The organism is Streptococcus thalassemiae (assembly GCF_903645285.1).
GTDB lineage: Bacteria > Bacillota > Bacilli > Lactobacillales > Streptococcaceae > Streptococcus > Streptococcus thalassemiae.
Genome location: NZ_CAHJXN010000002.1, coordinates 154,895 through 180,622, shown reverse-complemented (window position 1 = coordinate 180,622; position 25,728 = coordinate 154,895). Strand labels below are relative to the sequence as shown.

Here is a 25,728-nt window from a genome sequence, read left to right as displayed (position 1 = left end):
TATATGTTATAAAAACTAACATAAAGGAGAAAGAAGATGACTACAAAGAAGCGTGTTCTTAGTGCAGGCCTGACTGTTGCGGCTGCTTTGCTTTTAACTGCTTGCGGACAATCAGGTTCAGATACAAAAACTTACTCATCAACCTTTAGTGGAAATCCAACTACATTTAACTATCTATTAGACTATTACGCTGATAATACATCGATTATAACCAACCTAGTTGATGGTTTGCTTGAAAATGACAATTACGGGAATCTAGTTCCATCTTTGGCAGAAGACTGGTTTGTTTCAAGCGACGGTCTGACTTATACCTACAAATTGAGAAAAGATGCCAAATGGTTCACGGCTGACGGTGAAGAGTACGCCCCAGTCAAGGCACAAGATTTTGTGACAGGGATTAAGTACGCAGTGGACAATAAATCTCAGGCCATTGACTTGATTCAAAACTCGATCAAGGGCTTGAATGATTATATTACAGGAGCGGATTCTGACTTTTCTAAGATTGGGGTGAAGGCTATTGACGACCAGACTGTTGAGTATACTTTGGCACGTCCAGAGCCTTACTGGAACTCAAAAACAACCAATAGTATTCTTTTCCCAGTCAATGAAGAGTTTTTAAACTCAAAAGGGAAAGATTTTGGGACTCTATCTCCAGATAGCATTCTCTACAGCGGACCTTACTTGTTAAAAGATTTCACATCAAAATCATCGATTGAGTATGTGAAGAACCCGCATTACTATGATCATGACAAAGTATCGATTGAACACGTGAAATTAGCTTATTTTGATGGTTCAGACCAAGAATTGACCATCCGTAACTTTGAAAGTGGAGCTTATTCAATCGCTGGGGTTTATCCAAATAGTTCTAACTTTGCTAAGACCAAGGAAAAATATAAGGATAATATCGTCTATAGCTTGCAGGACAAGACTTCTTGGTACTTCAATTTCAACGTCAACCGTAAGGCTTACAACCATACGTCTAAAACGACAGATGAGCAGAAGAAGTCAACTGAGACAGCTGTCTTGAACAAGAACTTCCGCCAAGCAGTGAACTTTGCCTTGGACCGCACAGCCTATTCTGCTCAGTCAAATGGGGAAGAAGCAGCTAGCAAGACTCTTCGTAACACCCTAGTGCCTCCTACATTTGTCCAAGTTGGAGACAAGACCTTTGGAGAAGTAGTCGCTTCTAAATTGGTCAACTATGGCACAGAATGGTCAGGTATAAACTTGGCAGATGCTCAGGATGCCTATTTCAACAAAGAAAAAGCCCAAGCAAAATTTGCGGAAGCTAAAAAAGAATTGACAAGTCAAGGTGTGACCTTCCCAATTCACTTGGATGTGGCGGTTGATCAGACAAGTAAAAATGCCGTGACAGGCATGAACTCAGTTAAGCAGACCCTTGAGTCAGTTTTAGGTGTTGATAACATTGTCATTGATGTTCAGCAACTTTCAACAGATGATTTTAATAACGTAGCCTTCTTAGCGCCAACAGCAGCTGATCGTGACTATGATTTGAACTTTGATGGTTGGGTAGGTGACTATCAGGATCCATCAACTTATCTCAATCCTTTCAATGCAGAGGATGGCTTCTACCTTAAGATTTTTGGACTAGATGCCAAGGAAGACAAGGAAAAAATCACTAGCCTAGGTCTTGATACCTACACTAAGATGCTCAAAGATGCAGATAGTGAAAACAAAGATGTAGCCAAGCGTTATGAAAAATACGCTGAAGCACAGGCTTGGATGATTGACAATTCTCTGATTATGTCAGCTATGTCAAGTGGTGGAACAGCATCTGTAACCAAAGTAACGCCATTTACAAGAGGCTATTCATTGGTTGGTATCAAGGGTGATGGCAATAACTACAAGTACATGAAACTGCAAAAAGACACTGTGACGACCAAACAGTTTGAAGAAGCTAAGACCAAATGGGAGCAAGAAAGCAAAAAAGCAATCGAAAAAGCTCAAAAAGAAGCAGAAAAACATGTTAAATAGTTAGAAATAGCCTTTTCAAGCAAAATCATAAAGACAAATATCAGTTTTGGTGCTTGTCTTTTTAAATCACTCGGCTATTGAAAACTGAGAAATGATTTGTTTTGTGCTAAAATAGATTGAAACGAATACTTAATAAAAATCAAAGAGTAAATGGGAAGTTAGCTCAAAGTACAGCTTTGAGGTTGCAGATGGACGCTGACGTGGTTTGAAGAGATTTTCGAAGAGTATAAGATTCTCTCTTTTACTATAATTAAGGAGATGTAAAGATAAATGATAAGGGAGAGACTATGTACGACTATCTAATCGTTGGTGCTGGTTTGTCGGGAGCAATTTTTGCTTATGAAGCAACCAAGCGTGGAAAAAAAGTAAAAGTTATTGATAAACGTGACCACATTGGTGGAAATATCTACTGTGAGAATGTAGAAGGGGTTAATGTTCATAAATACGGTGCTCATATCTTCCATACTTCTAATAAAAAAGTTTGGGATTATGTGAATCAATTTGCTGAATTTAACAACTACATCAACTCGCCTCTAGCTAATTACAAGGGTAGCCTTTATAATCTACCTTTTAATATGAATACTTTCTATGCTATATGGGGGACAAAAACCCCTCAAGAAGTCAAAAATAAGATTGCTGAGCAAACGGCTCATATGAAGGACGTTGAACCGAAAAACTTAGAGGAACAGGCTATCAAGTTGATCGGTCCAGATATTTATGAAAAATTGATTAAAGGATATACTGAAAAGCAATGGGGACGTTCTGCGACTGACCTTCCACCCTTTATCATCAAACGTCTACCAGTTCGTTTGACTTTTGATAATAACTACTTCAATGACCGTTACCAGGGTATTCCAATTGGCGGTTACAACGTCATCATCGAAAATATGCTCAAGGATGTGGAAGTAGAACTTGGTCTTGACTTTTTTGCCAATCGTCAGGAATTAGAAGCTTCTGCTGAAAAAGTTGTCTTTACAGGAATGATTGACCAATACTTTGATTATAAACATGGTGAGTTAGAATACCGTAGTCTTCGTTTTGAGCATGAAGTTCTTGATGAAGAAAACTATCAAGGAAATGCTGTTGTCAACTATACAGAGCGAGAAATTCCTTATACTCGTATTATTGAGCATAAACACTTTGAGTATGGTACTCAGGACAAAACGGTTATTACTCGTGAATACCCAGCTGATTGGAAACGTGGAGATGAGCCTTATTATCCAATCAATGATGAGCGAAACAATGTCCTGTTTGCTAAATATCAAGAAGAAGCAGCACAGAATGATAAGGTCATTTTCTGTGGACGTTTGGCTGATTATAAATACTACGACATGCATGTGGTCATTGAACGGACCTTGAATGTAGTCGAGGAAGAGTTGGGACAATGATGCAAGGATTCCGTCATTTTAGAATCTTTGCTACTTAAGATTTTTAGAAGTAAGGCCAACAAGATTCTTTTCTGCTTATCAGAAGAGAACCTATGTTGGCTTTTTTGGCATAAATGAACAATTTTATTTTTCAGAATATATAAAATATAACAAATAACTCTTAAAATTCAGAAAATTCTATTGACAGGACTTGAAAAAGAGTCTATAATGAATAAAAAAACAAAGGAGAATACTATGAAAACAAAGAAAGTATTAGCTCTTGCAGGAGTAACCTTATTAGCAACTGGTGTTTTAGCTGCTTGTTCTGGGGGTTCAGGCGCTCAAGGTGAAAAAACCTTTGCATTTACCTACGAGACACATCCGGATAATCTCAACTATTTGACAACTGGTAAGGCGGCAACTTCTGAGATTACTAGTAATGTGATTGATGGATTGCTTGAAAATGATAAATACGGGAACCTTGTTCCTTCATTGGCAGAAGACTGGTCGGTTTCTAAGGATGGCTTGACTTATACTTATAAGATTCGTCAGGATGCCAAGTGGTATACATCTGAGGGAGAAGAGTACGCTCCTGTTAAGGCTCAGGACTTTGTAACAGGACTTAAATATGCAACAGATAAGAAAGCAGAAGCCCTTTACTTGGTACAGGATTCAATCAAAGGGCTGGATGCCTATGCCAAAGGTGAAATCACAGACTTCGCTCAAGTCGGGATTAAAGCCCTTGACGACCAAACAATCCAATACACCTTGAACAAACCTGAAACTTTTTGGAATTCTAAAACAACCATGGGTGTGCTTGCGCCAGTCAATGAAGAGTTTTTGAATTCAAAAGGGGATGATTTTGCCAAAGCTACGGATCCAAGTAGTCTCTTGTATAACGGCCCTTATTTGTTGAAATCCATTGTAACTAAATCCTCTGTTGAATTTGCGAAAAATCCGAACTACTGGGATAAAGACAATGTGCATATTGACAAGGTCAAATTGTCATTCTGGGATGGGCAAGATACCAGCAAACCAGCAGAAAACTTTAAAGATGGTAGCCTTACAGCAGCTCGTCTTTATCCAACAAGTGCAAGTTTCGCAGAGCTTGAGAAGAGTATGAAAGACAATATTGTCTATACTCAACAAGACTCTACGACTTATTTAGTAGGAACAAATATTGACCGTCAATCTTATAAACACACATCTAAGACTAGCGACGAACAAAAGACATCTACTAAAAAAGCTCTCTTAAACAAGGATTTCCGTCAGGCTATTGCCTTTGGTTTTGACCGTACAGCTTATGCTTCTCAGTTGAATGGAGAAACTGGAGCAAGCAAAATCTTGCGTAATCTCTTTGTGCCACCAACATTTGTTCAAGCAGATGGGAAGAACTTTGGCGATATAGTCAAAGAAAAATTAGTGACTTATGGGGATGAATGGAAGGATGTCAATCTTGCAGATTCACAAGATGGTCTTTACAATCCAGAAAAAGCTAAAGCAGAATTTGCCAAAGCCAAATCAGCCCTACAAGCTGAGGGAGTACAATTCCCAATTCACCTAGATATGCCTGTTGACCAGACAGCAACTACAAAAGTTCAACGTGTCCAATCTATGAAACAATCCTTGGAAGCAACTTTAGGAACTGATAATGTCGTTATTGATATCCAACAATTGCAAAAAGATGAATTGCTTAATGTAACTCTATTTGCCGAAAATGCTGCTGGCGAAGACTGGGATTTATCAGATAATGTCGGTTGGGGTCCAGACTTTGCCGATCCATCAACCTACCTTGATATTATCAAACCTTCTGTAGGAGAAAGTACTAAAACATATTTAGGATTTGACTCAGGGGAAGATAATGTAGCTGCTAAAAAAGTAGGTCTATATGACTACGAAAAATTGGTTACTGAAGCTGGTGATGAGACTACAGATGTTGCTAAACGATATGATAAATACGCAGCAGCCCAAGCTTGGTTGACAGATAGTGCCTTGATCATCCCAACAACTTCTAAAACTGGTCGTCCAATCTTGTCTAAGATGGTACCATTTACAATACCATTTGCATTGTCAGGAAATAAAGGTACAAGTGACCCAGTCTTGTATAAATACCTTGAACTTCAAGACAAGGCAGTTACTGCAGATGAATATCAAAAAGCTCAAGAAAAATGGATGAAAGAAAAAGCAGAATCCAATAAAAAAGCGCAAGAAGAACTCGCAAAACATGTGAAATAAGATAAAAAGAGACTGAGCAAAAAGTCTTTAAAAGCAAAACGCATATTGTCAGGTGATGAAAGCCTTGATCGTATGCGTTTTATTGTGGGGAAATGTACTTGATCTCTGTATTTCATTTTGAAAATGACAAAATCCTGAGTTTAGAGTTCTCAGGATTTTTTCGTTTACTGTTGTGGTTGCTGTTGAACTTGTGGATTTTGTGGCGTTGGTTGTACTGGTTGTGTCGGTTGAACAGCTTGTCCTTGATTAGGATCAGTTGCTGGAGCATTATTGGGTTGTTGACCAACCGTAGTACTTGCCTGTGTAGTTGAACTTTCAGCTGTTGAGGATTGTTGAGTAGAGGGTTCAGTCCATATTGGGCGAGCTCCATTTTTGAATACAAATTCCCCGTTTCTGAAAAGTCCGTCTGGCATCGTCCAGTCTTCTGGATGAGTATCTTCTGATAGATACGTTATCATTGAGCGATAAACTTTAGCTGCAACTAGGAAACCATCTCCAACGATAGGAGTTAAACGATTCGAATAACCTGTCCATACAGCCATAGAATACTTACGAGTATAACCTACAAACGATTCATCTGGAGCTACGTAGCCAGTGTTTTTGACATATTTTTCGATTTCTTCATCAGTATAGTTAGAAGTACCAGTCTTACCAGCTTGTGGAAGCCATGGTAGGTAGGCACCACGTCCGATACCATAAACTAAGACTGTTTTCATCATTTCGGTCATCATATAGGCCGTAGTCTCTTTCATAGCTCGTGTACCAGCATCAGAAAATTCTTTTTCACTACCGTCACTGAAGACGACCTTATTGATATACATGGGTTTGTGGTAAATTCCACCGTTGGCAAAGGCAGCATAAGCAGCAGCCATTTTTTCACTGCTTGCACCGTATTGTTTGTTAGATTCTGTTGTATTACTTGAAATGGCGTTTGCATAATGCATGCTTGGATAGTCGATACCAAGACCATTAAGGAAGGTTTTAGCTCTATCTAGACCGACCTTATTCAAAGTCTCAACGGCTGTGACATTTCGTGATTGTTGAAGAGCATACTGGATTGTAATGTTTCCAAAGTAGCCATGATCCCAGTTGTAGAGTGGAGTATCAGTGCCAGGATAGTTATAAGGAACATCATGTACTATAGTTGCAGTAGAGTCATAGACTCCATATTCTAAAGCGGGAGCATAGTCAGTGATTGGTTTCATACTAGAACCCCAGTCACGATTGGTCTCCACAGCTTGGTTGGTACCAAATGAAACGTTACTTGCTTGGTGACGAGCTCCAAGTTGGGCGATGACTTTACCATTTGAAACATCTACGACCGTAGATGCGACTTGCAAATCATCGTCAGGGTAAGAGACGTATTGATCGGAGTTGTAGATATCCCACAGATGTTTTTGAGCTTCTTGGTCTACATTTGTGTAAACATCCATCCCAGTAGTTAGAAGGTTATAGCCAGTTTCTTGTTCTACTTGATTGATGACCTCCTTGAGGTAATTATCCATGTAAGCAGGGTAATTACTTGCTGATTTGAGACTTTGTAGTCCATCAGTAATTGGTGTATTGACTGCTTTCTCATACTGTTCAGCAGAGATGTAACCTTGATTTTTCATTTCAGATAAGACCAAGTTTCGGCGGTCTTGGGCTGCTTCTGGATGTGAATAGGGGTCATATTGGTTTGGTGCCTGAGGCATTCCAGCCAGCAAGGCTAACTGAGGTAAACTTAAATTATTGAGGTCTTTACCATAGTAGTTTTGAGCTGCTGTCTGCATTCCATAGTTGCCATTAGACATGTAGACCTTATTTATATAGTAGGTCAAGATTTCCTGTTTGGTTGCTTTTTGTTCTAACTGAATCGCTAACCAAGCTTCCTGAGCCTTACGAGAAATAGTCTGGTCGGAAGTCGAGGTTGAAAAGTAAGTCAACTTAATCAACTGTTGGGTGAGAGTTGATCCACCTTGGAGGGAATTACTTTGCAGATTGCGCAAGAAAGCTCCCAGGATACGGATGGAATCAATCCCCCTGTGGTCGAAGAAGCGATGGTCTTCGATAGAAACGATTGCCTTAACCAAATCTGTGGGAATATCATTAGCTTGGGCATTGACGCGGCGTTCAGAACCCAAGTCAGCAATGAGTTGATTTTTATTGTCGTAGATTTTACTAGAAGTTGTTGCAACTAGTTTACTCTCGGATAGGCTAGGAGCCTTGCTAACGTAGTAGAAAAAAACTCCTCCGCCTAAGACAATGGCTGCGATAACCAAGCTTAAGAAGCTAATGCTCAGATACTTGATTAGGCGCAGAATCGTTGGTTTGTTCATCTTGTTTTACCACCTAATAAATGTTCTTTGATAACATTGAGATAAGGAATTTGAGGGAAGGCACCAGCCTTGATTTCATATCCATATTCTCGAATATATCCAAGTGGCATTGATTTTTGTCCCTTATCTTGATGATAGAAGCGAATCAAATCGAATGCCGGCAATAAGTAGGTTTCTTGCTGAGAAGAAAAGTGAAGAAGGACAAAGCAGATTCCTTGTTGGGCAAGGACTTGTTCCATATGCTGAATTTGATGTGGATGAAAATTTTTCATCGGAATCGCACGTTTTTGTTTTGTTTCCTTGGCTTCAAAGTCGATGTAATATCCATTATAAACGCCAGAATAGTCCGTCGTTGAAGCTTGTCGAAAATAGGCTTCAACAATCTTGGCACGACTTCGTTGTGGATAGTCCACTCGTACGATTTGAATAGGGGTTGGTTTCTTATGTATAACAGCCAAGCCCTGAGACAAATAGTAGTCGTTGGTAGCATTGATCATCTTTTCAAAAGACATTCCTCGATTTGCGAAATTTTTGGGTTGAGAAAGAGATGTTTGTCTTTTTTGTGATGAAAGTTTATGTGGATAGTTGACCATAATTCTCCTTATTGGTACAATAACATCACTCTATTATACCATAAATTTGCACAGAAAGGGTTAAAAATGGCTACAGCTTTGGTTTTAGGCTATTCTGCTTTTGATTTGGGTTTATTTTCTGATAAGGATCCTCGTCTTAAATTGATAAAAAAAGCAATACGTAAAGATTTAGAGGCTATGGCAGCAGATGGGGTGTCTTGGCTTGTATTTACAGGGACTTTGGGCTTTGAATATTGGGTTTTAGAGGTTGCTCAGGAGATGAAAACCGAGTACGGTTTCCAGTTGGCGACCATTTTTGCTTTTGAAACCCATGGGGAAAATTGGAATGAAGGCAATCAGATGAAACTGAGCCGCTTTAAGCAGGTAGACTTTGTCAAATATGCTTATCCTCGCTATGAACACAAGGGGCAGTTAAGAGACTACCAGCAGTTTTTACTGGAAAATACGAATAGTTCCTATCTTTTTTATGATGAAGAAAATGAAACGAAACTAGCTTATTTTTACCAAAAGATGAAAAATCAAGAGGACTATTTTATAAAGAGATTAACATTTGATCAATTAAATGAACTGGCTGAAAATTTTTCCGAAAATTGAAGCTTTGACCTTGATTTTTGTTTGCCTTTTTTTATATAATAATACTAGCAAGCGAGAATGGAGAGAGACATGACAAGTATTATTTTTTCAGCAAAAGATATTTTTGAACAAGAGTTTGGACGTGAAGTTCGTGGGTATAGCAAGGTAGAAGTTGATGAGTTTTTAGACGATGTCATCAAGGACTATGAAACCTATGCTGCCTTGGTTAAGTCACTTCGTCAGGAGATTGCGGATTTGAAGGAAGAATTAACTCGTAAACCGCAAGTGAGTTCGGCTCCAAGTCCTAGTCACCCAGATCCAATTGATGTGGCTGCTTCATCTTCTATGACGAATTTTGATATTTTGAAACGCTTGAATCGTCTTGAAAAAGAAGTATTCGGTAAACAAATTTTAGACAATACTGATTTGTAATTCAGGTCTTGTTACATGCAATTTTTGGATAATCGCGTGAGGAGAATTGCTTCTCATGAGGAAAGTCCATGCTAGCACAGGCTGTGATGCCTGTAGTGTTTGTGCTAGGCGAAACCATAAGCCTAGGGACGAGAAATCGTTACGGCAGTTGAAATGGCTAAGTCCTTGGATAGGCCAGAGTAGGCTTGAAAGTGCCACAGTGACGGAGTCTTTCTGGAAACAGAGAGAGTGGAACGCGGTAAACCCCTCAAGCTAGCAACCCAAATTTTGGTCGGGGCATGGAGTACGCGGAAACGAACGTAGTATTCTGACTGCTATCAGCTAGAGCTGTTAGTGGTAGACAGATGATTATCGAAGGAAGTGGTCCTAGTCACTTCTGGAACAAAACATGGCTTATAGAAAATTGCATATAGGTTGGGGCTGAGAAATTTTCTCAACCTCATTTTTTAAAGTGGACATATAGAAAGGTCTTGCAAGACTGTAACATGAAAAAAGAATTTAATTTAATTGCAACTGTGGCAGCAGGGCTTGAAGCTGTTGTAGGACGAGAAGTGCGAGAGCTGGGCTACGATTGTCAGGTTGAAAATGGACGTGTTCGTTTTCAAGGAGACGTGAGAGCTATTATCGAAACCAACCTGTGGCTTCGGGCAGCAGATCGTATCAAGATTATCGTAGGAACGTTCCCAGCTAAGACTTTTGAAGAGCTGTTTCAGGGAGTTTTCGCTTTAGATTGGGAAAATTATTTACCACTTGGAGCTCGGTTCCCGATTTCAAAAGCAAAATGTGTTAAATCTAAACTTCACAATGAGCCCAGTGTACAGGCTATTTCTAAGAAAGCTGTTGTCAAGAAATTGCAGAAACACTACGCCCGCCCAGAAGGTGTTCCTCTGATGGAGAATGGCCCAGAGTTTAAGATTGAGGTCTCTATTCTCAAAGATGTGGCAACTGTCATGATTGATACGACAGGATCTAGCCTCTTTAAACGTGGTTATCGTACCGAAAAAGGTGGCGCTCCTATCAAGGAAAATATGGCGGCAGCTATTTTACAACTTTCTAACTGGTATCCAGATAAGCCTTTGATTGATCCGACCTGTGGTTCAGGAACTTTCTGTATCGAGGCAGTCATGATTGCTCGAAAGATGGCACCAGGACTTCGTCGCTCTTTTGCATTTGAGGAGTGGAACTGGGTCAGCGACCGCTTGATTCAGGAAGTGCGCACAGAAGCAGCCAAAAAAGTAGACCGTGAGCTGGAACTGGATATTATGGGCTGTGATATCGATGCTCGCATGGTAGAAATTGCTAAAGCTAATGCTCAGGCAGCTGGTGTTGCAGGAGACATTACCTTTAAGCAGATGCGCGTGCAGGATTTACGTTCCGATAAAATCAATGGTGTAATCATCTCCAATCCTCCTTACGGGGAGCGTTTATCAGATGATGCAGGGGTGACCAAGCTTTATGCTGAGATGGGTCAAGTATTTGCACCACTGAAAACTTGGAGCAAATTTATCTTGACTAGTGATGAAGCCTTTGAAAGCAAGTATGGTAGCCAAGCAGATAAGAAGCGTAAGTTATACAACGGAACCTTGAAAGTGGATCTGTATCAATATTTTGGTCAGCGTGTCAAACGGCAAGAGGTAAAATAGAAAGGGATACTCATGAGTAAAAAAAGACGAAATCGTCATAAAAAAGAAGGTCAAGAACCGCAATTTGATTTTGATGAAGCAAAAGAGCTAACAGTTGGTCAAGCTATTCGTAAAAATGAGGAAGTGGAAGCAGGAGTCTTGCCTGAGGATTCCATTTTGGACAAGTATGTCAAACAACACAAAGATGAAATCGAAGCAGATAAGTTTGCGACTCGTCAATACAAAAAAGAGGAGTTAGTTGAAACTCAGAGTCTGGATGATTTAATTCAAGAGATGCGTGAGGCTGTAGAGGAGTCAGAAGCTTCTTCGGAGGAAGTTCCATCTTCTGAAGACATCTTACCTCCCTTACCTCTGGACGATGAGGAGCAAGGCTTGGATCCTCTATTGCTAGAGGATGAAAATCCAACAGAAATGACTGAAGAAGCGGAAGAGGAGCAGAGTCTTTCTCGTCTGGAACAAGAAGAGTCAGAAGAGAAAAGCAAAAAAGGCTTTGTTTTAACTGCTTTGGCGCTTGTATCAGTAATTATCTGTGTCAGTGCTTATTATGTCTATCGTCAAGTGAATCGCTCGACCAAGGAAATTCAGACTTCTCAATCAACTACAGCCAATCAATCGGATGTGGATGATTTTAATACACTTTATGACGCCTTTTACACAGATAGCAATAAAATTGCTTTGAAAAACAGCCAGTTTGATAAACTAAGTCAACTTAAAACCTTACTTGATAAGCTGGAAGGTAGTCGTGAACATACGCTTGCCAAATCTAAATATGATAGTCTAGCAACGCAAATCAAGGCCATTCAAGATGTCAATGCACAATTTGAAAAACCAGCTATTGTTGATGGTGTGTTGGATACCAATGCCAAAGCCAAATCGGATGCTAAATTTACAGATATTAAAACTGGAAATACGGAGCTTGATAAAGTGCTAGATAAGGCTATCAGCCTTGGTAAGAGCCAGCAAACAAGTACTTCTAGCTCTAGCTCAAGTTCAAGTCAAACTAGTAGCTCAAGCTCTAGTCAAGCAAGCTCAAATACGACTAGTGAGACAAGCCCAAGTAGTTCAAATGTTGCCTCAAATGAAACTAGAAGTACTCGCAGTGAAGTCAATATGGGTCTCTCGAGTGCAGGGGTTGCTGTTCAAAGAAGTGCTAGTCGTGTTGCCTATAATCAGTCTGCTATTGATGATAGTAACAACTCTGCTTGGGATTTTGCGGATGGTGTCTTGGAACAAATTCTAGCGACTTCACGTTCGCGTGGCTATATCACTGGAGACCAATATATCCTTGAACGCGTCAATATCGTTAACGGCAATGGTTATTACAACCTCTACAAGCCAGATGGAACCTATCTCTTTACCCTTAACTGTAAGACAGGCTACTTTGTCGGAAATGGCGCTGGTCATGCGGATGACTTGGACTACTAAGCAGTCGTTACAAAATTCTTTCTTTTCAAAAGTAAAAATGATAAAATAAAACAAATCAAACAAGAGGAGTGTCAAATGACAAAAGCTAACTTTGGTGTCGTAGGTATGGCCGTAATGGGTCGTAACCTTGCCCTTAATATTGAATCTCGTGGTTACACAGTTGCTATTTACAACCGTAGTAAAGAAAAAACGGAAGATGTAATTTCTTGCCATCCTGAAAAGAACTTTGTGCCAAGCTATGATGTTGAAAGTTTTGTAAACTCAATCGAAAAACCTCGTCGTATCATGCTGATGGTTCAAGCTGGACCTGGTACAGATGCTACAATTCAAGCCCTTCTTCCACACCTTGACAAGGGTGATATCTTGATTGACGGAGGAAACACTTTCTACAAAGATACAATCCGTCGTAATGAAGAATTGGCAAACTCTGGTATCAACTTTATCGGTACAGGAGTTTCTGGTGGTGAAAAAGGTGCCCTTGAAGGTCCTTCTATCATGCCTGGTGGACAAAAAGAAGCTTATGAATTGGTTGCGGATGTTCTTGAAGAAATCTCAGCTAAAGCACCAGAAGATGGCAAACCATGTGTGACTTACATCGGTCCTGACGGAGCTGGTCACTATGTGAAAATGGTTCACAACGGTATCGAGTATGGTGATATGCAATTGATCGCAGAAAGCTATGACTTGATGCAACACTTGCTAGGCCTTTCTGCAGAAGACATGGCTGAAATCTTTACTGAGTGGAACAAGGGTGAATTGGACAGCTACTTGATCGAAATCACAGCTGATATCTTGAGCCGCAAAGACGATGAAGGTCAAGATGGACCAATCGTAGACTACATCCTTGACGCTGCAGGTAACAAGGGAACTGGTAAATGGACTAGCCAATCATCACTTGACCTTGGTGTGCCATTGTCACTCATCACTGAGTCGGTATTTGCACGTTACATCTCTACTTACAAGGAAGAACGTGTGCATGCTAGCAAGGTTCTTCCAAAACCAGCTGCCTTCAAATTTGAAGGAGACAAGGCTGAGTTGATTGAAAAGATCCGTCAAGCCCTTTACTTCTCAAAAATCATTTCATACGCACAAGGTTTTGCGCAATTGCGTGTAGCTTCTAAAGAAAACAACTGGAACTTGCCATTTGCAGACATCGCATCTATCTGGCGTGATGGCTGTATCATCCGTTCTCGTTTCTTGCAAAAGATTACAGATGCTTACAACCGTGATGCAGACCTTGCTAATCTTCTTTTGGATGAGTACTTCTTGGATGTTACTGCTAAGTACCAACAAGCAGTGCGTGACATCGTAGCTCTTGCTGTTCAAGCTGGTGTACCAGTACCAACTTTCTCGGCAGCTATTACTTACTTTGATAGCTACCGTTCAGCTGACCTTCCAGCTAACTTAATCCAAGCGCAACGTGACTACTTTGGTGCCCACACTTACCAACGTAAAGACAAAGAAGGAATCTTCCACTACTCTTGGTATGACGAAAAATAAGTAGGTCTGCCATGGGGAAACGGATTTTATTACTTGAGAAAGAACGAAATCTAGCTCATTTTTTAAGTTTGGAACTCCAAAAAGAGCAATACCGAGTTGATCAGGTTGAGGAGGGGCAAAAAGCCCTCTCCACGGCTCTTCAGACAGACTATGACTTGATTTTATTGAATGCTCATCTGGGGGATATGACAGCCCAGGATTTTGCAGATAAGCTGAGTCGGACTAAGCCAGCCTCGGTCATCATGGTCTTGGACCATCGCGAAGAATTGCAAGACCAGCTCGAGACAATCCAACGCTTTGCCGTTTCTTACATCTATAAGCCAGTTATTATTGAGAATCTGGTAGCTCGTATTTCAGCGATTTTCCGAGGTCGGGACTTCATCGACCAACACTGTAGTCAGATGAAGGTTCCAACCTCTTACCGCAATCTGCGTATGGATGTAGAGCATCATACCGCTTATCGTGGCGAGGAGATGATTGCTCTGACCCGTCGTGAGTATGACCTTCTGGCTACTCTCATGGGAAGCAAGAAGGTTCTGACTCGTGAGCAGTTATTGGAAAGTGTTTGGAAGTACGAAAGTGCGACAGAGACCAATATCGTGGATGTCTATATTCGTTATCTACGTAGCAAGCTTGATGTAAAAGGTCAAAAAAGCTACATTAAAACCGTGCGTGGTGTAGGTTACACCATGCAAGAATAGAGAGTAGTTGCAGTTATGTAACTACTTTTTTTGAGGAGTTTTTATATATTGACATTCAGTCGGGTCTTTGCTACAATCAGTTATGGAGGATAGGTCTAATGAAAATAATAAAAAAATTGATGCAAATTGCATTAGCAGTTTTTTTCTTTAGCTTACTGGCAACAAGTGCAGTATTGGCGGATGATGCTGATTCAGAAGGATGGCATTTTGTACAAGAAAACGGAAGAACCTACTACAAGAAGGGGGAACTCAAAGAAACCTACTGGCGAGTGATTGATGGAAAATACTATTATTTTGATTCTTTATCTGGAGAGATGGTTGTCGGCTGGCAATATATACCTGCTCCACACGAAGGGGTTACGATTGGTTCTTCTCTAAGGCAAGATATTGCTTTTAGACCAGATTGGTTTTACTTTGGTCAAGATGGGGTACTACAAGAATTTGTTGGTAAGCAAGTTTTAGAAGCAAAAACTGCTACAAATACCAACAAACATCATGGGGAACAATATGATAGTCCAGCAGAGAAACGAGTCTATTATTTTGAAGATCAGCGTAGCTATCACACTTTAAAAACTGGTTGGATTTCTGACGAAGGGCATTGGTATTATTTACAGGAGGATGGTAGCTTCGATGCTCGTATCGACAGTTTGACGGTTGGGGAGCTAGTGCGTGGCTGGACCAATGATAATTCAACTTGGTACTATCTGGATCCAACAAGTGCTGCAATGCAAACGGGTTGGCAATATCTTGGTAATAAGTGGTACTACCTCCGTTCATCAGGAGCCATGGCGACTGGTTGGTATCAGGAAGGTTCAACTTGGTATTATTTAGACCAGTCAAATGGTGATATGAAAACTGGTTGGCAAAACCTTGGTAACAAGTGGTACTATCTCCGTTCATCAGGAGCTATGGCAACTGGTTGGTATCAAGATGGTTCAACTTGGTATTATTTAGATAATAAAAATGGTGATATGACGACAGGCTGGTTCCAGGTCAATGGCAAATGGTACTATGCTTATAGCTCAGGTGCTTTGGCAGTGAATACCACTGTAGATGGCTATTCTGTCAATTATAATGGTGAATGGGTTCAGTAAGTAATGGTAGTATTTTGTAATTTGAGATAAATTTTAAGTAAGAGTGCAGCTTCACGAAGTGATACTGGATAAAAAGTTTTTAAAATCAGAAAACCGCATATTATCAGGTGGCAAAACCTTGATAATATGCGGTTTATTAAGGAAGGATTTACTTATTTACTTATTTTTAACAAAATTGAGTTTTTGCCCAGTTTTACATGACATGTTTTAGAAAAAGGTATATAATGTTAGTGTAATATCAAGTGTTTTTTTGAAAGCACCATAACAATTACAATTTTAGGCTTAAAAATCGAACCTTCTTTAAATACTTAAATATTTAAGGGGGGGGGTATAAGTACCCATTTGTAAAAAAGAAATGAGGTTGAAAATGAACTTTAAGTCAAGAAAATGTGAAGAAAACGGGAAAAAAGTTTTACGCTATTCTATTAGAAAGCATCATTTGGGAGTAGCTAGTGTAGCAGTAGCTTCGGTGTTGTTTTTTGCAACTGGTGTGGCGACTGTTCAAGCGGATGGAGCAATATCAGGTGAACCAGTATCAGGCACACCAGCCCCACCAAGTACACCAGGTTCAGCAAGTACAACAAGCACAACAAGCACACTAGGCACTTCTGGTGCTAATACTGGTGACACAGAAATAGAAAATACAAATATAGATACAAATACAGATACAAATACAGCTGCATTAACTGAGAGTAATGGAAACTCTCTTCAAGGAGTACCTCGTGCAGCGGAAGTAAGAAATGGAAATGATATGCCTAGTACAACGCTAGGTAGTGATAGAGCTGTATCAACAGATATTAAGCCAGAGGATAGCGATGGAGCAAGAAATAATGAGGAAAAACCTAACTATGCTGGTAAGGTAACACTTATGAAACAGTGGGATGTAAACGCAAATGATCCTACTATCAGAAAAGATACACCTAGGGAATATAAGACGGGGGAAGATAAGTTAGGAAAGCCAGCATTTTCTTCTAGTACTGCCAACACTTTTCTTGGTTGGTCTGACAAACCTTCAGTAGATGGGAAAATTGATGAAAAGAACGGAGCTAGACTATTTTCACCAGAAGATACATTAGCAACAGCCTTTCCAAAAGGTTTAAAACCAGATTCAAAGTTATATGGTGTTTACACAAGCTTTACCAAGAATGAAGAACCTGTCCCAACGGATGGGCGAAGGTATAGTATTCTTTTAAAAGGCTTAAAAAGATTCACCATTAATGCTAACAAGGTTAAAATTGATACGAAAGTTGAATCGGAAGATGTATTACCGAATACTAAGTTAAGCAAAGCAACAGAAGATGTAGAAGATGAAAAAAATACACGTCGTATCATTGATAAGTACAACCCGGAAAATAATGATACTACAAAAGTGAATGAAGTGGTTCTAAAAGCTGAGTTTGAAATGGATAATAGTACAGCGATGACTGTTTACAGAAATCCTGATGCAAGAGGACAGGGACCTGTTTTATCAAACTCATACAAAAATAATAAATTTGAAATAGATGAAAAGAAAAAAACGTACACATATGTAGACTTGAATGTGAATTTAGACAAAGATTTAGTTGTTCCGGAAAAACTATATGCGGAGTTTAATGGTTATTCATGGAGACCGTTATATGCTATAGGAATTAAGAAAGATGGAACAAAAGAAATTCTAAATGTTTATTCAAAAGATGGAACAAATTTAGGAAATACAAAAGATAGCTTTAATTCATTAGTTAGTAATACAGATCCTAAAGTGACATTTGGTGTTGAAACTAAAGGCTACAATAATATAACATTCAGGATGATCCTTAGATCTTTAAATGAAAAGGATAGTAATAGGCCAGAAAGTGAACGTGATAAACGTAATGAGCGTATCGCTGAAAGTGTTATAAAACCAGATGAAGGAAAATCTATTGCCGAAACCATTATGCGTAATATGACACTTAAAACTCTTTCATCAACAGAGCTTAAAACCTTATTCCCTGATAAGAATGATGAAGAAATCAATCAGATGGTTGTTCGTATTGCACAAGATAAAGCCAAAAAGTTAGCAGATACAAATGGTGTACTAAGCGTAACAGGTTCTGTTGAGGGTAATGTTCACCCAAGTGCAGGTCGAGTAGGATTTAGTTTTTTGAGTTTTGATTTGTCTGACAATTTACCTATTAAAGAAGTAAAAGCTAATGTTTTAGAACTAGGTTATGTTTATCCTTATAAAGCAACGTATAAGTTTATAAGTGGAACAGAAGGAAAAGATTTGCCAGAAGCAATAGAAGGCTATAAACCAACAGACCCAAAAACGTATGAAAATACAGCTAATGTAAATGCGATTCAACCAACTACAAAAGAGTACCCAGTTGCAGAAGAAGATGGTAAATGGGTATTTAAAGGCTACGATAAAGATATTAAAGCAGTAAATGAAGCAGATATAGAGTTTATAGGAACATGGGTATTCGAAGCTAATAAATACGGTGTAACCTATAAATTTGAAAGTGGGACACCAGGTAAGACATTGCCAGCAGCAATAGAAGGCTATAAACCAACAGACCAAAACCGTTATGTAGATAAATCAAATGTAACAACAATTCAACCAACAAAAACAGAGTATGTTGATACAGAAAATGATGGGAAATGGGTATTCAAGAGTTACGATGCAGAAAATAAAGTAGTAAATAAAGCAGATGTAGAGTTTATAGGAACATGGGTATTCGAAGCTAATAAATACGGTGTAACCTACAAATTCCAAAGTGGGACACCAGGTAAGACATTGCCAGCAGCAATCGAAGGCTATAAACCAACAGACCCAAATCGTTATGTAGATAAAGCAAATGTAAATGCGACTCAACCGACAAAAACAGAGTACGTAGATGCAGAAAATGATGGAAAATGGGTATTCAAGAGTTACGATGCTGAAAATAAACAAGTAAATAAAGCAGATGTAGAGTTTATAGGAACATGGGTATTTACAGCTAGCGCACCGAAGCCGGAACCTAAGCCAGAGCCTAAGCCAGAACCAAAACCGGAGCCTAAGCCGGAGCCAAAACCGGAGCCTAAGCCGGAGCCAAAACCAGAGCCTAAGCCGGAGCCAAAACCAGAGCCTAAGCCAGAACCAAAACCGGAGCCTAAGCCAGAGCCTAAACCGGAACCAAAACCAGAGCCTAAGCCAGAACCAAAACCGGAGCCAAAACCGGAACCAAAACCGGAGCCTAAGCCGGAGCCAAAACCAGAGCCAAAACCTGAGCCTCAGCCATCACCCCAACCAACACCACAGCCAGTACCGCAACCAACCCCAACTCCTACTCCAACTTCTTCAGAGAATTGGAATCAAGGAAGTACTGAAGTGCACAAGCAGGATGAACTACCTCAGACAGGTAGTCAACAAGATGAATGGTTGGTAGCTCTAGGTGGCTTATCTATCCTAGGTGCTTTGACGGTATTTCCTAAAAAACGAGAAGAATAGGACATACTAGAAATCGTTTAAATAATAAAATGATGTAAATATATCCTTATAATGGGAAAAGCGATTGTGAAGGAAACAATCGCTTTTTTTGTGAAAATATAATAAAATAGATAGGAGAGAAGCAATACTTGTATGATAAATAAGACGACTTTTTCGTCTAGTAAAAGGAAAATATGACAAAAAAAGTTGGTGTCGGTCAGGCACATAGTAAGATTATTTTAATAGGGGAGCATGCGGTCGTTTATGGCTATCCTGCCATTTCCCTGCCTCTTTTGGAGGTGGAGGTGACTTGTAAGGTAGTTCCTGCTGTCAGACCTTGGCGCCTTTATGAGGAAGATACCTTGTCCATGGCAGTTTATGCTTCGCTGGAGTATTTGGATATCAAAGAAGCCTGCATTCGCTGTGAGATTGACTCGGCTATCCCTGAAAAACGGGGAATGGGTTCGTCAGCGGCTATTAGCATAGCGGCCATTCGTGCGGTATTTGACTATTATCAGGCAGAACTGCCTTATGATGTATTAGAAATCTTGGTCAATCGGGCGGAGATGATTGCCCATATGAATCCTAGTGGTTTGGATGCTAAGACCTGTCTTAGTGACCAACCTATTCGCTTTATCAAGAACGTAGGATTTACAGAGCTTGAGATGGATTTATCCGCCTATTTGGTGATTGCCGATACGGGTGTTTATGGTCACACTCGTGAAGCGATTCAAGTGGTTCAAAACAAGGGTAAGGATGCCCTACCGTTTTTACATGCCTTGGGGGAATTGACCCAGCAGGCAGAAGAAGCAATTACACGAAAAGATGCTGAAAGGCTGGGACAAATCCTCAGTCAAGCGCATTTACATTTAAGAGAAATTGGTGTCAGTAGCCCTGAGGCGGATTCCCTCGTTGAAACGGCTCTTAGCCATGGTGCTTTGGGTGCCAAGATGAGCGGTGGTGGACTAGGAGGCTGTATTATAGCCTTGGCAGATAATTTAATACACGCACAAGAACTAGCAGAAAGATTAGAAGAGAAAGGAGCTGTTCAGACATGGATAGAGAGCCTGTAACAGTACGTTCCTACGCAAATATTGCTATTATCAAATATTGGGGAAAGAAAAAAGAAAAAGAGATGGTACCTGCTACTAGCAGTATTTCTCTGACTTTGGAGAATATGTATACGGAGACGACCTTGTCGCCTCCACCGACGGATGCGACAGCTGATGCCTTTTATATCAATGGTCAGCTACAAAATGAGGCGGAGCATGCCAAGATGAGTAAGATTATTGACCGCTACCGTCCAGCTGGAGAAGGCTTTGTCCGTATCGACACTCAAAACAATATGCCTACCGCAGCGGGCTTGTCCTCAAGTTCTAGCGGTTTGTCAGCCTTGGTTAAGGTTTGCAATGCTTATTTCAATCTTGGTCTGAATCGGAGCCAGTTGGCGCAGGAGGCTAAGTTTGCATCAGGTTCTTCTTCTCGGAGTTTTTACGGACCTCTAGGTGCTTGGGATAAGGATAGTGGGGAAATTTATCCTGTAGAGACAGACCTGAAACTAGCTATGATTATGTTGGTGCTAGAAGACAAGAAAAAACCAATCTCTAGTCGTGATGGGATGAAACTTTGTGTGGAAACTTCGACGACCTTTGATGACTGGGTGCGTCAGTCTGAGAAAGACTATCAGGATATGCTGGTTTATCTCAAGGAAAATGACTTTGCCAAGGTTGGGGAGCTAACGGAGAAAAATGCCCTGTCTATGCACGCTACGACCAAAACTGCATCACCAGCCTTTTCTTATCTGACGGATGCTTCTTATGAGGCCATGGACTTTGTTCGCCAGCTCCGTGAGCAAGGAGAGGCCTGCTACTTTACCATGGATGCTGGTCCCAATGTCAAGGTTCTCTGTCAAGAGAAAGACTTGGAGCATTTATCAGAAATCTTCGGTCAACGTTATCGCTTGATTGTGTCAAAAACAAAGGATTTGAGCCAAGATGATTGCTGTTAAAACTTGCGGGAAACTCTATTGGGCAGGTGAATACGCTATTTTAGAGCCAGGGCAGTTGGCCTTGATAAAGGCCATTCCCATCTATATGAAGGGCGAGATTACTTTTTCTGATAGTTACCGTATCTACTCAGATCTGTTTGATTTCGCAGTAGATTTGACGCCAAATCCTGACTATAGCTTGATTCAAGAAACGATTGCTTTAGTGCAAGATTTCCTTGTTTATCGTGGGCAGACCTTGCGACCTTTTTCTTTGGAAATTCGAGGAAAAATGGAACGGGAAGGGAAAAAGTTTGGTCTAGGTTCTAGCGGTAGCGTCGTTGTCTTGGTTATCAAGGCCCTGCTGACTCTATATGATATTACGGTTGATCAGGAGCTCTTATTCAAGCTGGCCAGTGCTGTCTTGCTCAAGCGCGGAGACAATGGTTCCATGGGGGACCTTGCCTGTATTGTGGCAGAGGAATTGGTTCTCTACCAGTCATTTGATCGCCAGAAGGTAGCAGCTTGGCTAAAAGAAGAAAATTTGTCGACAGTTTTAGAGCGTGATTGGGGCTTTTCCATCTTACAAGTGAAACCTGCCCTAGAATGTGATTTCCTAGTGGGATGGACCAAGGAAGTAGCTGTGTCTAGTAACATGGTCCAGCAAATCAAGCAAAATATCAATCAGAATTTTTTAAGTTCCTCAAAAGAAACAGTGGCTACTTTGGTAGAAGCCTTGGAGCAGGGGAAAGTCGAAAAAGTTATTGAGCAAGTAGAAGTAGCCAGTCAACTTTTAGAAGGCTTGAGCGTAGATATTTACACGCCTTCGCTCAGACAGCTGAAAGAAGCCAGTCAAGATTTGCAGGCTGTTGCCAAGAGTAGTGGCGCTGGTGGTGGTGACTGTGGCATTGCCTTGAGTTTTGATGTGCAATCAACTGAAACCTTAAAAACTCGCTGGGCCGATCTGGGGATTGAGCTCTTATACCAAGAAAGGATAGGACATGATGACAAATCGTAAGGACGAGCATATCCGCTATGCCCTTGAGCAGAAAAGCTCCTATAATAGCTTTGATGAGGTGGAGTTGATTCATTCTTCCTTGCCTCTTTATGACCTGGATGAAATCGATCTGTCGACAGAGTTTGCAGGTCGCAAGTGGGACTTTCCTTTCTATATCAATGCCATGACAGGAGGGAGTGATAAAGGGCGAGAAATCAATCAAAAGCTGGCTCAGGTGGCAGATGCCTGTGGGATTTTGTTTGTGACAGGATCTTATAGTGCAGCCCTCAAAGATCCAGCAGATGATTCATTTTCTGTCAAGTCTAGTCATCCAAATCTCCTTCTTGGAACCAATATTGGATTGGACAAGCCTGTCGAGTTAGGACTTCAGACTGTAGATGAGATGACCCCTCTTCTCTTGCAGGTTCATGTCAATGTTATGCAGGAATTGCTCATGCCAGAGGGAGAAAGAATGTTCAGAAGCTGGCAATCGCATCTGGCAGACTATAGCCAGCAAATCCCTGTTCCGATTGTCCTAAAGGAAGTCGGCTTTGGAATGGATGTCAAGACCATTGAAAGAGCCTATGAATTGGGCGTTCGAGCCTTTGACCTGTCAGGCCGTGGTGGCACCAGCTTTGCCTATATCGAAAACCGTCGCAGTGGTCAGCGTGATTATCTCAATCAATGGGGCCAGTCAACTATGCAAGCCCTTCTCAACGCTCAAGACTGGAAAGATAAGGTCGAACTCTTGGTTAGTGGAGGTGTTCGGAATCCGCTGGATATGATTAAGTGTTTAGTTTTTGGCGCCAAGGCTGTAGGACTGTCTCGAACAGTTCTGGAATTGGTTGAAATCTATTCAGTCGAAGAAGTGATTGGCATTGTTCAAGGCTGGAAAGAAGATTTACGCTTAATCATGTGTGCTCTTAATTGTGTCACCATAGCAGATCTGCAAAAAGTAGACTATCTTCTTTATGGAAAATTAAAAGAAGCAAAAGATCAGATGAAAAAGGCGTAATCACCGCCTTTTTTCCATCCTCAGACTGAGGTGACTTTTTTGAATTGTGATAAAATAGAAAGGAGAGGATGCACCTATGAGAAAATTTAAAATCTTTTTATTTATCGAAGCCTGTCTTCTGACAGGAGCTCTGATTTTGATGGTATCAGAGCATTTTTCGCGTTTTCTGCTGATACTATTCCTCTTTTTACTTTTGATTCGCTATTACACTGGTAAAGAGGGCAATAATCTTCTTTTAGTGGTGGCAAGCATTCTCTTCTTTTTCATCGTCATGCTCAATCCTTTTGTGATTCTAGCTATTTTTGTTGCGGTCATCTACAGCCTCTTTCTTCTTTATCCGATGATGAACCAGGAAAAAGAGCAGACCAATTTGGTTTTTGAAGAGGTGGTAACGGTTAAGAAGGAGAAAAATCGTTGGTTTGGAAATCTTCATCATTTTTCAAGCTACCAGACTTGCCAATTCGATGATATCAATCTCTTTCGCCTCATGGGTAAGGATACTATTCATCTGGAGAGGGTCATCCTAACCAATCATGACAATGTTATTATCCTTAGAAAGATGGTAGGCACGACCAAAATCATCGTACCTGTAGATGTGGAAGTCAGTCTTAGCGTTAACTGTCTCTATGGGGATTTGACTTTTTTCAATCAGCCCAAGCGAGCCCTCCGAAATGAACACTATCATCAGGAAACGAAAGACTATCTCAAGAGTAACAAGAGTGTCAAGATTTTCTTGACCACTATGATTGGGGATGTGGAGGTGGTCAGAGGATGAAAAAACAAGCTTATGTAATCATTGCTCTCACCTCCGTCCTGTTTGTCTTATTTTTCTCCCACAGCTTGCTGGAAATCCTTGACTTTGACTGGACTATTTTCTTACATGATGTCGAAAAAACAGAAAAATTTGTCTTTTTGTTGTTAGTATTCAGCATGTCCATGACCTGTCTCTTAGTCCTGTTTTGGCGAGGTATTGAAGAGCTTTCTCTAAGAAAAATGCAGGCTAATCTCAAGCGTTTGTTGGCAGGGAAAGAAGTGATTCAGGTTTCCGATTCAGATTTGGACGCCAGTTTCAAGTCTTTGTCAGGGAAACTTAACCTCTTGACAGAAGCACTTCAAAAGGCTGAAAATCACAGTCTTGCTCAGGAAGAGGAAATCATTGAGCAGGAAAGAAAGCGGATTGCTCGGGATTTGCACGATACAGTCAGTCAGGAGTTGTTTGCGGCCCACATGATTTTATCAGGCGTCAGCCAGCAGGCTTTGAAATTGGATAGAGAAAAGATGCAAATCCAGTTGCAGAGTGTCACAGCTATTTTAGAAACTGCCCAGAAAGATTTACGGGTCTTGCTCTTGCATTTGCGACCAGTTGAGCTGGAGCAGAAGAGTCTGGTTGAGGGAATTCAAATCCTCTTAAAAGAGCTTGAGGACAAGAGTGACCTCAAAGTTAGTCTTAAGCAAAATGTGACGAAATTGCCTAAGAAAATCGAGGAGCATATCTTCCGTATCCTGCAAGAGTTGATTAGCAATACCCTCCGCCATGCCCAGGCATCTTGTTTGGATGTCTATCTCTATCAGACGGATCTTGAATTGCAACTGAAGGTGGTGGACAATGGGATTGGTTTCCAGTTAGGGAGCTTAGACGACTTGAGTTATGGACTGCGAAATATCAAGGAGCGGGTTGAAGATATGGCAGGGACGGTTCAGTTATTAACAGCTCCCAAGCAAGGGCTGGCAGTTGATATCCGTATTCCCCTGTTAGATAAGGAATGATAAAGGAGTAAAGATGAAAATTTTACTAGTAGATGACCATGAAATGGTCCGTTTGGGTTTGAAAAGCTACTTTGACCTCCAAGACGATGTAGAAGTTGTGGGTGAGGCGTCCAACGGGTCTCAAGGGATTGACTTGGCCTTGGAACTGCGTCCAGATGTCATTGTCATGGATATTGTCATGCCTGAGATGAATGGAATTGATGCGACCTTGGCTATCCTCAAAGAATGGCCTGAAGCCAAGATTTTGATTGTGAGCTCTTATTTGGACAATGAAAAAATCATGCCGGTCTTGAATGCTGGTGCCAAAGGCTATATGCTCAAGACTTCTAGTGCCGACGAACTGCTCCATGCTGTCCGTAAGGTGGCTGCTGGGGAGTTGGCCATTGAGCAAGAGGTCAGCAAAAAAGTCGAATACCACCGCAATCACATAGAACTACATGAGGACCTGACTGCGCGTGAGCGAGATGTGCTCCAACTCATCGCTAAGGGTTACGAAAATCAGCGCATCGCAGACGAACTTTTTATCTCTCTCAAGACGGTCAAGACCCACGTGTCCAATATCCTTGCCAAACTTGAGGTCAGCGATCGTACCCAGGCTGCAGTCTATGCCTTCCAGCATCACTTGGTAGGGCGTGAGGACTTTTAATAGTTATGTAAAAATAGTG

General features: G+C 40.8%; 20 protein-coding genes and 1 other RNA gene. 19 read left to right on the top strand and 2 right to left on the bottom strand.

All coding sequences use genetic code 11. The features are described from left to right. Positions 1–36 precede the first annotated feature (36 nt). The 3 genes from HWX15_RS03430 to HWX15_RS03420 all read left to right on the top strand — a co-directional run bounded on the left by HWX15_RS03430 (position 37) and on the right by HWX15_RS03420 (position 5,597). Entirely contained in the window at positions 37–1,995 is a 1,959-nt protein-coding gene (locus tag HWX15_RS03430) for a peptide ABC transporter substrate-binding protein (RefSeq protein ID WP_175880291.1), read from the top strand. A gap of 287 nt (positions 1,996–2,282) precedes the next feature. Beyond that, positions 2,283–3,383 (top strand): UDP-galactopyranose mutase, encoded by a 1,101-nt coding sequence (glf, locus tag HWX15_RS03425; protein ID WP_175880290.1) that lies wholly within the window; start codon positions 2,283–2,285, stop codon positions 3,381–3,383. Between the two features lie 234 nt (positions 3,384–3,617). Next, positions 3,618–5,597, top strand: coding sequence for a peptide ABC transporter substrate-binding protein (locus HWX15_RS03420; protein ID WP_175880289.1), 1,980 nt, complete (start codon positions 3,618–3,620; stop codon positions 5,595–5,597). 164 nt (positions 5,598–5,761) lie between these two features. On the opposite strand, the gene pbp1a is transcribed toward HWX15_RS03420, so the two are convergent. Next, positions 5,762–7,915 carry a penicillin-binding protein PBP1A gene (pbp1a, locus tag HWX15_RS03415; RefSeq protein ID WP_175880288.1) on the bottom strand — a complete coding sequence of 718 codons (2,154 nt, stop codon included), beginning with the start codon at positions 7,913–7,915 and terminating at the stop codon, positions 5,762–5,764. Then, positions 7,912–8,508: a Holliday junction resolvase RecU gene (gene recU / locus HWX15_RS03410; protein ID WP_000248777.1), complete on the bottom strand. Its 597-nt coding sequence runs from the start codon at positions 8,506–8,508 to the stop codon at positions 7,912–7,914. Before recU ends, pbp1a begins: the two co-directional genes overlap by 4 nt. Positions 8,509–8,574: 66 nt before the next feature. Between recU and HWX15_RS03405 the strand changes: the two genes are divergently transcribed. From HWX15_RS03405 to HWX15_RS03330, 16 genes are all read left to right on the top strand, one after another. After that, positions 8,575–9,102, top strand: coding sequence for an SLOG family protein (locus HWX15_RS03405; RefSeq protein ID WP_175880287.1), 528 nt, complete (start codon positions 8,575–8,577; stop codon positions 9,100–9,102). Between the two features lie 69 nt (positions 9,103–9,171). Then, positions 9,172–9,513 (top strand): cell division regulator GpsB, encoded by a 342-nt coding sequence (gene gpsB, locus HWX15_RS03400; RefSeq protein WP_000200644.1) that lies wholly within the window; start codon positions 9,172–9,174, stop codon positions 9,511–9,513. A 20-nt stretch (positions 9,514–9,533) separates the two neighbouring features. After that, positions 9,534–9,914: RNase P RNA component class B (gene rnpB / locus HWX15_RS03395), an RNA gene on the top strand. An 84-nt stretch (positions 9,915–9,998) separates the two neighbouring features. Further along, entirely contained in the window at positions 9,999–11,156 is a 1,158-nt protein-coding gene (locus HWX15_RS03390; protein ID WP_000711397.1) for a THUMP domain-containing class I SAM-dependent RNA methyltransferase, read from the top strand. 12 nt (positions 11,157–11,168) lie between these two features. Further along, the gene (mapZ, locus tag HWX15_RS03385) at positions 11,169–12,581 is read left to right on the top strand and encodes a cell division site-positioning protein MapZ (protein WP_175880286.1); all 1,413 of its coding nucleotides are present in this window, start codon (positions 11,169–11,171) and stop codon (positions 12,579–12,581) included. A 75-nt stretch (positions 12,582–12,656) separates the two neighbouring features. Next, positions 12,657–14,081 carry an NADP-dependent phosphogluconate dehydrogenase gene (gndA, locus tag HWX15_RS03380; RefSeq protein WP_175880285.1) on the top strand — a complete coding sequence of 475 codons (1,425 nt, stop codon included), beginning with the start codon at positions 12,657–12,659 and terminating at the stop codon, positions 14,079–14,081. Between the two features lie 11 nt (positions 14,082–14,092). Continuing rightward, positions 14,093–14,782: a response regulator transcription factor gene (locus HWX15_RS03375; RefSeq protein WP_175880284.1), complete on the top strand. Its 690-nt coding sequence runs from the start codon at positions 14,093–14,095 to the stop codon at positions 14,780–14,782. Positions 14,783–14,880: 98 nt separating this feature from the next. Then, positions 14,881–15,876 carry a choline-binding protein CbpF gene (gene cbpF, locus HWX15_RS03370; protein WP_175880283.1) on the top strand — a complete coding sequence of 332 codons (996 nt, stop codon included), beginning with the start codon at positions 14,881–14,883 and terminating at the stop codon, positions 15,874–15,876. Positions 15,877–16,243: 367 nt separating this feature from the next. After that, positions 16,244–19,321 (top strand): SHIRT domain-containing protein, encoded by a 3,078-nt coding sequence (locus HWX15_RS03365; RefSeq protein WP_175880282.1) that lies wholly within the window; start codon positions 16,244–16,246, stop codon positions 19,319–19,321. Positions 19,322–19,494: 173 nt separating this feature from the next. Next, complete coding sequence (mvk, locus tag HWX15_RS03360; RefSeq protein ID WP_175880281.1) at positions 19,495–20,373, top strand: mevalonate kinase; 879 nt, start codon at positions 19,495–19,497, stop codon at positions 20,371–20,373. Beyond that, positions 20,355–21,308, top strand: coding sequence for a diphosphomevalonate decarboxylase (gene mvaD / locus HWX15_RS03355; RefSeq protein WP_175880280.1), 954 nt, complete (start codon positions 20,355–20,357; stop codon positions 21,306–21,308). The genes mvk and mvaD overlap by 19 nt, the downstream gene beginning before the upstream one ends. Beyond that, entirely contained in the window at positions 21,295–22,302 is a 1,008-nt protein-coding gene (locus HWX15_RS03350; protein WP_175880279.1) for a phosphomevalonate kinase, read from the top strand. The genes mvaD and HWX15_RS03350 overlap by 14 nt, the downstream gene beginning before the upstream one ends. Beyond that, complete coding sequence (gene fni, locus HWX15_RS03345) at positions 22,286–23,296, top strand: type 2 isopentenyl-diphosphate Delta-isomerase (RefSeq protein WP_175880278.1); 1,011 nt, start codon at positions 22,286–22,288, stop codon at positions 23,294–23,296. The genes HWX15_RS03350 and fni overlap by 17 nt, the downstream gene beginning before the upstream one ends. Before the next feature lie 76 nt (positions 23,297–23,372). Further along, positions 23,373–24,071: a cell wall-active antibiotics response protein LiaF gene (gene liaF / locus HWX15_RS03340; RefSeq protein ID WP_119948206.1), complete on the top strand. Its 699-nt coding sequence runs from the start codon at positions 23,373–23,375 to the stop codon at positions 24,069–24,071. After that, positions 24,068–25,063 (top strand): envelope stress sensor histidine kinase LiaS, encoded by a 996-nt coding sequence (locus HWX15_RS03335; RefSeq protein WP_175880277.1) that lies wholly within the window; start codon positions 24,068–24,070, stop codon positions 25,061–25,063. The genes liaF and HWX15_RS03335 overlap by 4 nt, the downstream gene beginning before the upstream one ends. A gap of 13 nt (positions 25,064–25,076) precedes the next feature. After that, on the top strand, positions 25,077–25,709 hold the full coding sequence (locus HWX15_RS03330; RefSeq protein ID WP_175880276.1) for a response regulator transcription factor: 633 nt from the start codon (positions 25,077–25,079) through the stop codon (positions 25,707–25,709). Positions 25,710–25,728: the final 19 nt, after the last annotated feature.